At 69.1% G+C, this 14,140-nt stretch carries 11 protein-coding genes and 1 pseudogene; 5 read left to right on the top strand and 7 right to left on the bottom strand.

The window, feature by feature from the left end; genetic code table 11:
• Positions 1-219 precede the first annotated feature (219 nt).
• The 4 genes from ACWEQL_RS35130 (at position 220) to ACWEQL_RS35115 (ending at position 7,088) form a co-directional block, all read left to right on the top strand.
• On the top strand, positions 220-1,056 hold the full coding sequence (locus ACWEQL_RS35130; protein WP_452154443.1) for a hypothetical protein: 837 nt from the start codon (positions 220-222) through the stop codon (positions 1,054-1,056).
• 354 nt (positions 1,057-1,410) lie between these two features.
• A complete protein-coding gene (locus ACWEQL_RS35125; RefSeq protein WP_452154442.1) occupies positions 1,411-3,756 on the top strand; it encodes a CBS domain-containing protein in 2,346 nt (781 codons plus the stop codon).
• Positions 3,749-5,281 (top strand): esterase/lipase family protein, encoded by a 1,533-nt coding sequence (locus ACWEQL_RS35120; RefSeq protein WP_452154441.1) that lies wholly within the window; start codon positions 3,749-3,751, stop codon positions 5,279-5,281. Before ACWEQL_RS35125 ends, ACWEQL_RS35120 begins: the two co-directional genes overlap by 8 nt.
• Before the next feature lie 139 nt (positions 5,282-5,420).
• A complete protein-coding gene (locus ACWEQL_RS35115; protein ID WP_452154440.1) occupies positions 5,421-7,088 on the top strand; it encodes an IS1182 family transposase in 1,668 nt (555 codons plus the stop codon).
• A gap of 69 nt (positions 7,089-7,157) precedes the next feature.
• Here ACWEQL_RS35115 and ACWEQL_RS35110 read toward each other — a convergent pair whose 3' ends face one another.
• The 7 genes and pseudogenes from ACWEQL_RS35110 to ACWEQL_RS35080 form a co-directional block, all read right to left on the bottom strand.
• Positions 7,158-7,895, bottom strand: coding sequence for a hypothetical protein (locus ACWEQL_RS35110; protein ID WP_452154439.1), 738 nt, complete (start codon positions 7,893-7,895; stop codon positions 7,158-7,160).
• 64 nt (positions 7,896-7,959) lie between these two features.
• Positions 7,960-9,069, bottom strand: coding sequence for a hypothetical protein (locus ACWEQL_RS35105; RefSeq protein ID WP_452154438.1), 1,110 nt, complete (start codon positions 9,067-9,069; stop codon positions 7,960-7,962).
• 24 nt (positions 9,070-9,093) lie between these two features.
• Entirely contained in the window at positions 9,094-9,960 is an 867-nt protein-coding gene (locus ACWEQL_RS35100) for a hypothetical protein (RefSeq protein WP_452154437.1), read from the bottom strand.
• 219 nt (positions 9,961-10,179) lie between these two features.
• On the bottom strand, positions 10,180-10,695 hold the full coding sequence (locus ACWEQL_RS35095) for a hypothetical protein (protein WP_452154436.1): 516 nt from the start codon (positions 10,693-10,695) through the stop codon (positions 10,180-10,182).
• A 272-nt stretch (positions 10,696-10,967) separates the two neighbouring features.
• Positions 10,968-11,150: pseudogene (locus ACWEQL_RS35090) on the bottom strand (Tn3 family transposase); the annotation flags it as partial.
• A 24-nt stretch (positions 11,151-11,174) separates the two neighbouring features.
• On the bottom strand, positions 11,175-11,519 hold the full coding sequence (locus ACWEQL_RS35085; protein WP_452154435.1) for a ribosomal protein L7/L12: 345 nt from the start codon (positions 11,517-11,519) through the stop codon (positions 11,175-11,177).
• A 101-nt stretch (positions 11,520-11,620) separates the two neighbouring features.
• On the bottom strand, positions 11,621-12,523 hold the full coding sequence (locus tag ACWEQL_RS35080) for a transposase family protein (protein WP_452154434.1): 903 nt from the start codon (positions 12,521-12,523) through the stop codon (positions 11,621-11,623).
• Positions 12,524-12,695: 172 nt separating this feature from the next.
• Here ACWEQL_RS35080 and ACWEQL_RS35075 point away from each other — a divergent pair, with 172 nt between their 5' ends.
• A complete protein-coding gene (locus tag ACWEQL_RS35075; protein WP_452154444.1) occupies positions 12,696-13,850 on the top strand; it encodes a pentapeptide repeat-containing protein in 1,155 nt (384 codons plus the stop codon).
• Positions 13,851-14,140: the final 290 nt, after the last annotated feature.

Genomic DNA, 14,140 nt, shown 5'->3' with positions numbered 1-14,140 from the left:
GACCTCCGAGCATTGAAGCCAGGATGATCAAGAGATCGCAGACCGGCCCGCTTTTGATCCGCCGTTCGTGGCCCTCGTTTCACCCGTTGCCGACACCGGCCGACATGAGGCAGAGACTACAGACCTGTTCCCCTGAGGCTGGAGGACCCGTCGCGGTCGGTATGCCGCCTCAGTCGCCTGTCGGTGGCGTGTGTCATCGTGCGGGCATGAGTTACGACCTTGCTGGACTTCCTCACCGAGCACCATGTCTTCGACCGCCTCCTCGAACGATGCCCCGAAGTCACCCCGCACTGGGCCTTCAAGGACAAGGAGGCCCGGGGCAGGGCCATGACCGTTCCTATCGCGCCCGCGCTGCGCGAGTGGATCTCCGGCGCCGCCATCCCCGACCTCGCCCGCTCCTGGCAGCCCGACATCCCCGCCGCCTGGGCGCTGGACCAGGCCGTACGCAACATCAGCACCGCCTTCGGACACGCCCTGAGCTGGACGATCGGCGCGCTGATCAACCTCGTCAACACAAGCCCCGCGCTCTCCCCCACCGCGCCCCGGCTCAACACCCACACCGCGTGGCACATCCGCCACGGCGTCGACACCGATCAGGCCCTGGCCCTGCTCTCCGCCGGCGTCACCTCCCGGCGCATCGCCCACCTCCTGGGCCGCGAAGCCCAGCGCCTCGGTCACCGTTCCGAGGCGCTGCGGCAGTGGACCGCCCAGCATCACATCGACGGCTGGATCGAGCGGTACGGGGCCGGCGAATACGAGATCCAGGACCTCCTGGAATACGTCCGCACCCCCGTCGACCTGATCAACCGGCTCATCGACAGCGGCACCGCCACCACCCCCCTGACCCGGCTCGTCCCGGGCACGCCCGACGGGCCGGTCGCCATCGCCCGCCCCAGCCAGAGCGACCCGACCATCCGCATCGGCCGCGACCAGCGCCGGGTGGCGACCGTGCCCGCCGACCGGCACCTCGACGTCCTCGTCATGCTCAACAGCGGCCTCGAACTCGACCACCGCCTCCACAACGGCCAGCTGATCACCACCCGGCGCAACCGGTAGCCCACCGATCCCGCAACCGCTCGTGCTGACACGCTCCGCGTTCAATACACGCACCCCGTCACGCAGTGTCCTCGCCTTGAGCAGCAGGGCGTCGTCGTCGGCCAGCAGACCTCGTGGCACCGGGCGATGGTAGAGGGGTGAGCGAAACACCGATTCCTCCGCTGGCCGTCGGCAGGGCCTTGCCGACGCCGGTATCGAAGGCAGTGTGCGTGCATTCGGCGCCCGGGGTCTACGCGCTGCTCCTGGGCTCGGGGATCACACTGCATGAACGCCCCCGGAAGCGTCATACGGCTGGACCGGGTGCCCGAAAGCTGGCCGCCAGCCCTGGCTAGGTTCGCCGGGAAAGGATCTTTCGTGACCACAGCCCGTGACATCATGCACGCTGGCGCCCAGTGCATCACCCCTGACCAGACGCTCACGGAAGCGTCGAAAATGATGCGCGACATGGGCGTTGGCGCCCTACCGATCTGCGATACAGACGGGAAACTCAAGGGCATCATCACCGACCGCGACATCGTGGTGAAGTGCCTCGCCAAGGGCAAGGACCCGTCGACCATGAAGGTGATGGACCTAGCCAGCCACCCCCACTTCGTCCGGGCACACGATGGCATGGACGCAGTGATCAAGAAAATGGAACAGCACCAGATCCACCGCATGCCGGTGATCGACAACGGCCACCTGGTCGGCATGATCAGCGAGGCCGACCTGGCCATGGGCCACCGCGAGGGCCAGCGGCTGACCGACCGCCAGATCATCGAGTTCATGGACTCCGTGTTCGCACCGGTCGGAGCCCACAGCGTCTCGATGCCTCCCGGGCCCGCCACCCACCCGGTGACCGAACCAGGAGCCACGCCAGATGCAGCTGGGGCGCCAGGGGAGCCCACTCGGCCCAGCTTGGAGTCGCAACCAGGATCCACCTCGGGTGCAGAGAAGGCGCCCGAGGACCCCACTCATGCGGCGTCACACCCCGGCCCGCCGCCGAGCCCGCTTGCCCCGGCCCCGGAGTCAGCAGGCCCGCCGGCCGAGCGGAGTGCGGGTGGGGCGGTCGGTGGGAGTACTGGACGGCGACACAGACCCTGGCGTCGAACGAGGAAGGACGCACAGGCTGACCGGCACCCCACGGAACCGCCCCGGCCGCAGGCTCCTTCCCCACCCGCCAGCCGGCTGGTGGTCCCTTCCCAGCCGGCCACGAGGGAGGCGTACGCGCGGCTGGACGCGCCGGAGCGGGTCGATCCGGGTGAGGTGTTTGCGCTGCTGGTCGGTCTCGCCCCTGCCCCGTCGGCTCGGATCGAGTCGCCTGTCCCGCTCACCGTGCCCGCCGACCCGTTCCGGCTCGGTGTGCAGCTATTCGCGCCGGGCTTCGAGGTGGTCGGCGACGCTCCGCTCACGCTGGAGCTGGACGCTGGTCCCGCCGACCCCTATCCGTTCGACCTACGGCGGCTGCGGGCAGTGGACGATCCGGCGCTCGCCGCCGCGCGTACGATCACGGCTGTCTATTCGGTGGCCGGGGCCCTGATCGGTGTCGCCACCGTCACCGTCCAGGTTGGCCCGGCGGTGCCCCAGACACAGGCGACGCCACCGGGGGGAGCCTGGGTACTCCCGGACGACCCAGCCGCTCAGCCGGACTTAGAGATCGTCGTTGCCCCCGGCAACGATGCGGCGGGAAACACACACCTGTGGGCGTTCCGATCGCCGCACCTCGATGTCCGCCCGCCCGCCGAGCCGCTGCGGACCGTACTGAGTGGGGAGGAATCCTTCTCCGACCGGGTCCGGCAGGGAGTCGAGGACCACGCAGACGCGCCGGATCTGGCCCGGTACCTGCGCGGCCTCGGTCGAACGATCGGTTCCACGATCCCCACCGAAGTGTGGGACGCGATCGCTGCCGTCACCGTCCACGCCGACCCGCCGACCGTCCTTCTGGCCACCAAAGACCCAGACATCCCCTGGGAGCTGGCCGCCCTTCCGGGCGACTGGAAGTCCTGGCATGCCCGCTACCTCGGCGCCCGGGTAACGATCGGCCGCTGGCTCTACGGCCAGGGGCTCCGCACACCCGCACCGCCGGCCCGACTGACCGCCGGCACCATGGCCGTCGTGTCCGGCCACTACCCGGCCAACCCACTGGCGGAGGCGCTGGCCGAGGCCACCACCCTGGCCGAGGACTACCGGGCAACCCAGATCGAGGCGCTGACCGAGCCGCTACTGGACTGCCTCGAGCGGCCACCGGCGCCGGAGATCCTACACCTCGCCGTGCACGGAAACTTCGACCGAACCGGCACCGCCGACGGCATCCTGATGACCGACGACCGATACCTGGACCCGAACTCCGTCCTCGGGGTGACCACCGGCCCGGAGGGCACCATCGGCGTCCGCCTGCTCTTCCTCAACGCCTGCCAACTGGGCCAACAACAGCGGCTGCTCGGCCGGACCACCGGCATAGTGCCGTCCTTCCTGGCGCTCGGCGTAGGCGCAGCAGTCGCCCCCCTGTGGAAGATCGACGACCAGGTGGCCCGACGCCTCGCCGAGGGCTTCTATGCGGCCGTGCTGCGGCGCGGCATCGCCCCCGCCGAGCACCTGCGCCAATGGCACGTGGCGGCCAGCGGCGAGGACGGCGAGCGCCTCGCGACCCCGCTCGCCTACCTGTTCTTCGGCCATCCCCGGCTGACCATCGACTGGGCACCACGAGGAGCCGACCATGCCTGACTTTCACCGCGACGACCGAAAGCCGATCGGCCACGGCGTCACCCTGCGCTCCTCCGCGGTGAACGGCCGGACCGGGACCGTCCGGCGCTGGGCCACGGCCGTGGGCCCGTCCCGGGACACCGAGCCAGCAGAACTTCCCGAGCAGTTGTCCCGGGACGGCCTGCCCAGGCCGACCGCCCAGCTCCTAGGAGCCACCACCCAAGAAGCAGGCCTGCGCCCCATCCTGACGGTACCGCTTGCCGGGCTGACAGTGCCGCCCACCTCAGGTGGACGGGTCCGCAGTACGGACCGTCCGCCGTTCGTCGAGCTGGAGGTGCCGGCGCCCGGGCCGGATGAGGGGCAGGTACTGCTCGAGGTCGACGGGACTGGCGTCGTCCGCTGGGTGCTTCCCGAGCCGACCGCCGATCGCGTCCGCGCAGAACGGACAGCAGGGCGCCAGCTCTTCCGGATCCCGGTCGACCAGCACACTGTGCCCCCCGCGGACGGCGAAACCGACCGAACCCGCGGCCTGGCCGGCTTCGGCTTCAGCAAGGTCGTCCACCTGCTGCGGTACCCCATCGAGCAGACAGCCGGGCGGTCCGCCACGTACGTGATGGGGCGCTGGGAAGAGCGCCACCGCCCATACGATCTGCGGCTGACCACCCCAGAAACATTCCCCAGCCCGGCAAACGCCCAACCGATGAACGCAGAGCGACTCGCCGACCTGCCGGACGGGCCGTTCCTAGTATTCGTGCACGGCACCTTCAGCCGATGCGACGCCGCCTTCCGCGCCCTAGCCGACGACCCCGCGCTGCTAACCGACCTGCACCGGCGCTACCAAGGGCGGGTACTCACCTTCGACCACCCCACCGTGCACCTGGACCCGGCCGCCAACGCCCGCTGGCTGCTGGACCGCCTGCCCAGCGGGAAACCGCTGACACTCGACCTGGTGACCCACTCACGCGGCGGCCTGGTCGCCCGCCAGCTCGCCCAACCCCACCCCACCGCCGCCAGCCGCCCGGCCCCCAACCTGCGGAAGCTGATCCACGTCGCCACCCCCAACGCGGGCACCGTGCTAGCGAGCCAGAAACGCTTGAGCAACCTGCTCGACGTAGTCACCAACCTGTTCGCACTGCTCCCGGACACGATGGGCGGCGCCCCTCTCCAAGTAGTGCTGGAAGTAGTCAAGCACTGCGCCACCGGCGCGCTCGGCGGTCTTGACGGACTAACAGCGATGGACCCAGCAGCACCCGACCTGACACACCTGAACGCCGCCGGCCCGCCAGCCGCCGACACGGTGTACGCGGTGTCCTCCGACTTCAAACCGGGCCCCGACGCCGGCCTCCCGCTGCGCACTCTCGACCTGCTGGTAGACCGACTGTTCGGCACCGGCAATGACCTGGTCGTGCCGACGGACGGTGTGGCCCGCAGCGGCTCCTACGTCGTGCCGAATCCGATGATCTTGCCCGCCACCGACGCAGTCGCTCACTGCGACTTCTTCCGCGACGCTCGGGTGCGCCACCGGCTCGCCGACTGGCTGTCTTAGCTTGACTCTGTCGGGGATCTTGGAGTTTTCCGGCGCGGCAGCATGGTCGACGGGCATGCTCGGGTGGTTCCGCCGACCGATGAAGGTTTCGAGGTGCCCGTTGTCCCTGCGCCCCCGTTCCGGTGAGCATGTTCCGCCTTTGACCGCGCGGGTTGCCCGGGCGAGCAACCCGGGTGGCACGACGGCGATATGGGTGCGGGACCGGCTGGACGGGCTGTGGCACGACGAGGACTTCGCGGACTGGTACCCCAGGGACGGACGTCCGGGACTCTCACCCGCACAGCTGGCAACCGTCTGCGTGCTGCAGTTCATGCTCGGCCTGTCGGACCGGCAGGCCGCCGAGGCGGTCCGCTGCCGCATCGACTTCAAATATGCGATGGCCATGGAGCTGGACGATCCTGGCTTCCATCACAGCGTGCTGACCGACTTCCGTGATCGTCTTGCTGAGGACGGCCGTGCCGACCGCCTCCTGGACCTCGCACTGGCCCGGCTCAAGGAGGCCGGGCTGGTGCGCGAGCGCACCACACAGCGCACCGACTCCACCCACGTCCTGGCCGCGGTGCGTGACCTCACCCGCCTGGAGTTGGTCACCGAGGCGGTTCGCGCCGCACTCGAAGAGGTCGCGGGCACGTCCCCGCACCTGTTGGACGAGTTGGTCGATGTGGACTGGGGGCACCGTTACGGTCGGCCGGTCCGTCTGGGGAAGAATCCCACCAAGCCCGTGACCCGGATCCTCGCCACCGGAAACGACGCCGTTCGGCTCCTGGAGCACCTCTACCAGCACGGAGCGGACCGCATGTCCGGTCCTCGTGTCCAGGCTCTGCGGCAGATCACGATGCAGAACTACCACCGTGATACCGCCGGGCACCTTCGCTGGCGCACCGCCGAGAAGGAGGGCGGGGCGGGACTGCCGCCGTCGTCGCGGGCGATCGTCTCGCCCTACGACACCTCGGCCCGCTATGCACGGCACGGGCACATCATCAGCTGGAAGGGGTTCGCCGCTCATCTGACCGAGACCTGTGCTCCCGACGGCCCCAACGTGATCACGGATGTCGCCACCACCGCGGCCACCACCCACGACAGTCAGACCCTGCCCGGCATCCACACCCGCCTGGCGCGTCGAGGGCTGCTGCCCGCCGAGCACCTGGTCGACGCCGGCTACACCTCCCTGCCCCACCTGGAACAAGCCGCCCGTGAACACCAGGTCACCGTCTCCGGGCCGCTGAAGAGCAACCCCACACACCAGCACCGCCGCAACGAGGGCTTCGCCCGGGACGACTTCCACATCGACTTCGACCGTCAGCAGGTCACCTGCCCGCAGGGGCAGGTCAGCGCGGGCTGGCACGGCCCTTATCCGACCTCCTCGCCCACCGCGGCCCCGATGATCGTGGCCCGGTTCACCAAGAGCCAGTGCCGCCCCTGCCCGGCCCGCACGCGATGCACCAGCACCGCCGACAGCGCCCGCACCGTGGGCTTTCCCCCGCGCGAGCTCCGTGACCTGCAACTCCGCGTCCGCACAGAGCAGCAGACGCCCGAGTGGAAGGCCCGATACGCGGTCCGCTCCGGAGTGGAAGGCACGGTCAACGAGTTCGCCCACGGACACGGCATGAGACGCTGCCGCTACCGAGGACAGGGAAAGGCCCACGTCCAGCACGTCCTGACGGCCATCGCCGTCAACATCGAGCGCCTCAGCGGACTGTCATCGGCCGAGGAAACCTCCACACCCCGCCAGCCGACTGCCCTCCAGAACTACCTCGACCGGCACCAGGTTCCTCGCCCGAAGTCCTGGCGCACCCTGGGCAGATGACTCCGCCGACACCAAGATCCCCGACAGAGTCAAGCTGAGTTCGAGGACCGGTTGGGCGAGCGGCATCGGTCAAGGGCGCCAGGCGAGCAACGTTGTCCTCACCTGCGAGAGCATCTGGTCGAGCAGATGCGCGGCGCGGGCCTGCGGCGGAGCTTCACGGTGCGAGGCCTGCCAGAATGACGCGGTCAGCTCCTCGACCGCCGGGAGTATCTGCCGATTCGTTTCACGGGCAACAAACCTCACGAAGCGCAGGTAATGGGCGATGTAGGTCTTCTCCCGATGTTCATCGGTGAGCGCCTCCACCCTTCCCTGTAGCGTGGCTGTGGCAGGCGAATCACGGAAGACTGCCCCCAGCGCCGCGAGGGCCAGACGGACTCCCAAGCACTCCACGTCCCAACGTGTGAGCACCTCCGCGAGACGCTCCTCGACCGCAGCTCTCGCCCGGACCACCGCCGCGGGATTCGCCTGCGGATGCGCGCCAGGCCAGTACTCCGCCCTGTGCCGGTCGGCCTCGGTGGCGATACCGAAAAGCGCCATGACCAGCTCCATCCGCTCCTGGGCGGGCACACGGTCATCGACCGCCAGCGCCACCAGTAGCGGGACACCCTTGGCCGTGGACACGTCGCAGGTGTCCTGGTGATGGATCTCGTTGTAGAACTCGCCCAGGAAATCGCGGTCCGAATCCCACGGGCCGAACTCCGGCCCGAAGAGAAGACCTGCATGCGGGGGCATCGTGCGGTTTCGGAACCGGTCGACAGCCACAGCCCTGAAGATCCGGCGTATCTCAGGCTCGAACAGCTCGTCCAATCCGTCCGCCGCGGAAAGCCCGGAGCCATCATCCGACCGGCGGGTTCTCCCGGTGTCGGAAGTGTCACCCATCGAATCGCCGCCAGTCCAGGTCGAGCCGGCCGAGCGGCCGCAGCGCGCTGCGGTGATGGGCGCCGATCCAGACCTCGACCTCGTCATCGTTCTCCCACCTCGGCGTGACGAGGGCGACGATGCCTGGCCCGACGAGGAAGTCGGTCGGAGCGACCGTGGCCATGAACGGGCGCAGCGGTACACGGTGTAGGCAACTCTCCAACATGGGCAGCAACCGCTTGGGGAAGCCCTCGGGGAATGCCTTGTAGGGGGCGGTCATCGCGGCCTCGTACAGCGAGAACTGCAGGAGGAATCCACTCAGGGGCTCCTGCTCGGGAACGGGGTTGTCCGCCTCGTCGATCCACACCGTCGGGTCCGTGTCCGTAGCATCGACTTCCCACGGAATCGACCAGTCCCACCCACCCTGGTTCTCGACACCGAAGACGAGATAGCCCGCAGAACTGTCGGGTTGCACCTGATCGACCGGCTTGATCCGGTTCTGGCCCCCGAGCATGGCCGGGCGATTCTCGGCGAGGCGGTAGAAGCCGGCCAGCGCGGAAGGGATGGAACGAGGTATCCCGCCGGGCGGATGTGGTTCGGCTTCCGGGTGCCAACCCGTGACGAAGAGCTGTAGGGCCCTGCCCGGATCCGTGCCCACGTGGTCGAGCCACCCGAGACCGGGCAGGTCGGGCGGGCTTGCAGGCGGCCGAACCACGGCAAGCAACTCGCGGTTCAATGGCGGATCGATCCGCAGGTGGCAGCTGTAGAGCTCGTTGTCGGCCCACCTGCTGTACGAATGCCGGACAGGGCCGATGTAGACACAGCGCTCGTCCGCCCGGACGAACAGGTGTACCGACAAGTCCTGGTCCGGCTCGGTTCCTGTGAACGGGTCTCGCCCGGTAAGCCTTGATGCAGCCATCGCCGGCGTCGGACCTTGCAGGCGGAACTCCTGGTCATTCCACACGCCGCCGACCTCCGGATCGTCCGCGGCGTCCGAGATGATCACCGTCGCCGCCGTCCCGACCACGACCGAGGCCCTCCCGACGGCGAACGCTTGGTACTCCGCGCCCGCGAGATCGAGCGCCACACTCACATCGACCATGTCCGAACGTGTCAGTGGCATCCGCGGAGTGTATCCGGGAAGTGATCATTGACGATCTGGGAAGCGATCTTCGGAGCCCTCGGACCTCCCCTGGCCAGCGGTACTCGTGAACAGTCCATGGTCGAGGTCGCCGAAGGCGGCGTCTCGATTCCGGCCCCGGCGATGCCTGGTCTGCCGGGGCACGAGCATGGTGAGCGCCCGAAGGGACCAGGCCTCAGTCGAGCTCCGGGGCCTGCACGGATACCGGGGGCCGAAGTCACTCACCAGGGTGACGTTGCGGACCTTCTTCAGTACGGACGGGACCATGATGACATTTTCTGCGCGCACGATCCGACCGCTCGCGTCGACCCACACCTCGCACTCGATCTGCTTGCCCTTCAGCTCGCTCAGCGCCCGGTACGTCTGCGGGTCCAGGGTTTCGATCTGTTCGAGGGTGATCACACCCGCCAGGTGCTGGGTCGGCTGGCCGTACTGCTGCTCGACGCCCTTGTGCGCGCCGGGTCCCTGGTCGAGGAGCAGCCGGGCGTATGCGGTGAGGTCGGTCCGCTTCCGGGAGGCACCGGGTAGGCGCCGCCAGCGGTGGTCTGCGCCCGCTACGAGGTTGCGGGTGTAGATGGCGTCGGCGAGCGAGGTGACCTCCTCGTCCACGGCGTGGTCCGGTGGCACTGCCGGCCCGGAGCGCAGCCGGGACGTCCCCAGGTCCGGCGCGTTGAAGTTGATGCGGCCGGTCTGCGTCGTCTGGACTTCGTTGCCGAGGTAGGTGGTGGCCTCCACCTGGGCGGAGTACGGGTCCGTCCCCGCGGCCTTCAGCGCCTCGGCCACGTCGAACGGCGCCGGGGTCGGCGAACTGGCCGCCGGGGCTGGCGCCGTCGTCTGTCCGGCTGTGTCTTCCACGCACCCGGTGAGCAGCACGCCGGCCAGTAACACCGCGCTGCACTGTCCGGCGCGCTCGCGTACGCCCATGCCTGCATCCCCCGCCGCAAGATCGATTTAGGTGATCATTGTGTCACCGCGTGATCACAGGCGTCGAGGGGATTCGCGAGCGGCGCGAATCACCGGGGGCCGGGTCTGTACAAAGAACTCAATGGACAGACCCAGCCAGCGCGCGTCCAGGGCCGGGGCCCTCGGCGTCTACAGGGCGCGCAGCAGGAACTGGGTGGTGGTGTAGCCGGCGCCGCCGGAGCAGGTGTAGCTCTGCTGGGTGGCCGTGTACGTGAACCCGGACGGCACGGAGCAGGCCCACATGCCGGTCACGGGCTTGTAGAGCAGGAACTGGTTGGTCGTGTAGCTCCCGCCGCTGGAGCAGGTGTAGCTGCTCATGACCCCGGTGTGGGTGTAGCCGGGCATGGTGGTGCAGGCCCAGAGGCCGTCGGCGGGCGGCTGGGCGTAGAACTCGGTGGTCCGGTAGCTGCTGCCTCCCGAGCAGGTGTAGGAGCTGCGGGACGAGGTGTACGTGTAGCCGGGCGGGACGGAGCAGGCCCAGAAGCCTGAGGTGGCCCCGGTGGTCCCGGCTTTGGGGGCCTGGGCGATGGTCCCGGCTTCGGCGGCCGGGGCGGTCGCCGTGGTGAGGGCCGTGGCGAGGGCGAGGGTGGCCGTCGCCGTGGCGGCGAGCAGCGTGCGGGGCACACGGAAGGTCGTACGCGGCATGGCGGGCACTCCTGGTCGGTTCGTCCATCGGGCAGAGTCAACGGGTGGGGGCCGGCCGGGGGTTTGGCCCATGCCCCGGCCGCCGCAGGGCGCGCGCCGGAAGACTGTCAGGGGCACGGGCCCCCGGCAAGCCCGGTGCCGCGCGGTCCGCTGCATTCCGGCCGCCACCGGCACCCCGGCCGACCTGCAAGCTGACCGGGGCGCACCGCCCCGCCAGGGCGTTCGGTACGGGTGGAACGGCGGGGTCCGCCCCTGGGGACGTACGGGTCAGCCGGCCGGGGCGTCGAAGTGGACCTCCGGGTTGGCCGCCGTCGGGCCAGGTCCTCCAGCGCACTGTATGTGCCCATGTCGACACCGGGCATCGTGGCCCGCCAGAACCGCTGATCGTCCAGGTCGCGGAACCGCGGGCCGAAGTTGTAGTCGAGGATCTTGAACAGGCCGAACACCATGTCGGAGTTTATGTGGACAGTTCAAGTTGATCATCCTTTGCTTTGCTCCGTCGGTGGAGAACTTGCCCGGCAGCTCTCAGCCGGCCAGTACGGGGATTCGCACGGGCCAGGGTCCACTCCGACAACCCCGCTGGGTATGCGGCGGTCGCACCACCCGCAGACCAGGACAGCGCGGGCGCCTGCTGCCTCCAACCGCTTCGCGACCTTGTCTGCGGCTTCGAACCAGGTGTCCTCCACGACCACGACCGGGGTGGCCTCCAGCAAAAGCTTGCTGTGCCAGAGACTCAGGCCTGATATCGCTCGGACTGCCTGGATAACGTCCAACTTCGTAGTGCCGACCTCGGTCAGCAGCACGCTGAACTCCGGGTCCTCCATGACCACCCCTTGTCGACGCGAGACGAACAACTGGGCAAGTAACGACCTTGGGAGCGATTGAGTTCGGGGCGTGCCGGCCTGGCGGGTTGGCTGGTGGGTGATCAGCAGGCGGCCTGCCGGGCGAGCACCAGTTCTGTGCTCGCCTTGCGGCGGGTCGCCCGCCGGGCGGAGCGGTCAGAGACGAGGGCGGCGATCGCAAGGTGGGTCTCGGCGTAGGTCTCGCGGTGGCCGGTGAACCGCTGCAGGGGCCGCCACTGCTTGTACTCGGCGTTGGTGTGCTCCACGCAGATACGCGCGGATGACTGACGGCGTCGCTCCTCGCGCCAGGCGTGGTGCTCGCCCAGCGGCGCGTCGTCCTTCGGCTTCTTCGGCGGGGCGCTGACTTGGCTGGGGAACTCGTTGGCCAGGCCCCGGTAGCCCTCGTCGACCTCGGCCTTGACCTTGGGGTGCAGGTGGAACTGCTCGGCGATGCCCTCGGTGCGCACGGCGGTCTGGTCGTGCATGCGGCCTGGCCGGATCACGCCGCTGAACAGGGTGCGACCCTGCGGGTCACTGAAGGTGGTGGTCTTGATGGTGTTCTGTTTCTTCTTGCCGGACACGAACGCCTTGCGGCCGGGGCGGTGGGCGCGGGGGCGGCGGACCTGCACTTCGGTGCCGTCGATGCGCAGGTCAACACCCTCCGCGCCAGCGTAGGCGAACAGGTCCTCCAGCGTCCGCAGCCGCACCCCCGGCCGGTCCGGGATGGCAAAGCCGCGGGCCGCCAGCAGCGGGCGGACCTCGCGGATCGCTCCGGAGACAGTGGAACGGTCCACTGCGTACAACTCGGCCAGCGCGGCGTGCGGGATCCCAAGTCGCAGGTGGACCAGCGTGACCAGGAGCCGGTCGACGAAGACCAGGCGCTGCTTGGGCCCGGCGCCGGCCGCCCGCCTCCGGTCCCCGCCACGCCGCTCGTGTAGCGCCGACTCCCGCGCGGCCTGCCACCGGGGCGCGAGTTCTTCGAGCAACTCGCCGAAGTGTGTGCGCGAGATGCCGGACAGGGCGGGTTGGGAACAGGCCGCACGGGCCCAGGTAAGCCTCACAACTCATCCAACCCGTACGGCCGTTCTCATGTCACGGGGCGGTGGCACAGCACTCTTGATCGTCCTCTAAGCGCCGCCTAGGCTCTCATGCATGGAGATGGGGGAACCGGACCGCGGGGGGCGGGCGTGGCACGACGGGCTGCTCAGGCGTCGTGTAGTCGCAGGTCTGCTGGCCGGGGCGGGGCTGGTCATTCTGGGTACGGTGTTCGTCGTACTGCCGGGGGTGGTGGTCGACCACGATCTCGCCGGGGCGAGCGTCGCCGCGCAGGATCAGCTGAAGGCGGTGAACGATGTCCGTACGACGCTTCTACAGGTAGTCGGCGGCCTGGTCGTGCTCTTCGGCGCGTACGCCACCTGGCGGCAACTGCGAGTGAGTCAGGACGGTTTGCGCGCCACCCAGGAGGGCTATGTCACCGACCGATTCAGCCGGGCTGTCGACCAGCTCGGCAGCGACAAGCTGGATGTGCGCATCGGCGGATTGCACGCGCTGTGGCGGATCGCGGAGCAGTCCGCCCGCGACCGGGAGGCGATCATCTCCATCCAGGCCGCGTATCTGCGTACACACCTGCCCTGGCCACCCGCCGGGCCGGAATCACCGGCGGCAGACGTGCCCATCAACGACATCGCCCCCCTGGAGACTCGTGCCGCCGACGCCCAGGTGGCACTGACCGCGCTCGGTGTGCTGTGCCAGCACAGGGAGCAGTCCTGGGTCAATCTCAGCATCACCGACTTGCGCCGGGCCGACTGCGACGGATTGTGGTTCCCCGAGGTCAACTTCGACCGCGCTTGCATGGAGGCGGCGGGCCTGTACCACGCCAATCTGACCCAGGCGTCCCTGGTCTCGGTCAACCTGCGGCACGCCGACCTCACGACTGCGATTCTCCGCCGAGCTCGCTGCATTCTGGCCGACCTACGGGCCGCGAAGCTAGTCGAAACCGACTTGCGTGACGCCGACTTCACCGAGACCGACCTGCGCGAGGCAAACCTGCGCAAGGCCGACGCCCATGGCGCGGTCTTCCACCGCGCCGACCTCCGCATGGCCGACCTGCGCGGCACCGACTTGAGCACCGCCAACCTTGTCGAAGCACGCCTGACCGGCGCCCTGGCCAGCGAGCACACCCGCTGGCCCGCCGACTTCGACCACGCAGCCGCCGGAGTCGTCGACAGCGATGACCCCGGCCCCGAGCCCCCGCCTCTACTCCAGCCGCCGGGGATGACGCGGCAGGCACGGCCGCTGCGGTCCACTCCCTGACCATGACGCGCCGGTCACGACTGCATCAACCGCGATCCGCCTGACCGGCGTCACTCCTCCTCAGCGGCGTCCTGATCGCGCAGGGGCCCAGGCCGCCACGCAGATCCGGGAGCTGATATTGCTCCCAAGGTTGCAAACCGCCACTGACCGGCTGAAGCGCGAGGTTACTGACTTCGGCTCGTCAGTCCTGGTCGCGGGGGTCTGGCGTACCTGGGTGGCCTCGTTGTCAGCGGTGCTGTGCATGATCGGCGCGTCAGATCGTCGCGTAGATGGGAAGTGCAATGCCGATC

The sequence above is a fragment of the Kitasatospora sp. NPDC004240 genome (genome assembly GCF_053603215.1).
The sequence above is the reverse complement of the archived record's forward strand: the minus strand, read 5'-3'. Positions and strand labels throughout refer to the sequence as shown.

Excerpts from the sequence above, each read along its gene's own strand:
- ACWEQL_RS35120 (WP_452154441.1), top strand. The coding sequence starts at position 3,749 with ATGCCTGACTTTCACCGCGACGACCGAAAGCCGATCGGCCACGGCGTC.
- ACWEQL_RS35105 (WP_452154438.1), bottom strand. The coding sequence starts at position 9,069 with ATGCCACTGACACGTTCGGACATGGTCGATGTGAGTGTGGCGCTCGAT.
- ACWEQL_RS35095 (WP_452154436.1), bottom strand. The coding sequence starts at position 10,695 with ATGCCGCGTACGACCTTCCGTGTGCCCCGCACGCTGCTCGCCGCCACG.
- ACWEQL_RS35085 (WP_452154435.1), bottom strand. The coding sequence starts at position 11,519 with ATGGAGGACCCGGAGTTCAGCGTGCTGCTGACCGAGGTCGGCACTACG.
- ACWEQL_RS35075 (WP_452154444.1), top strand. The coding sequence starts at position 12,696 with ATGGGGGAACCGGACCGCGGGGGGCGGGCGTGGCACGACGGGCTGCTC.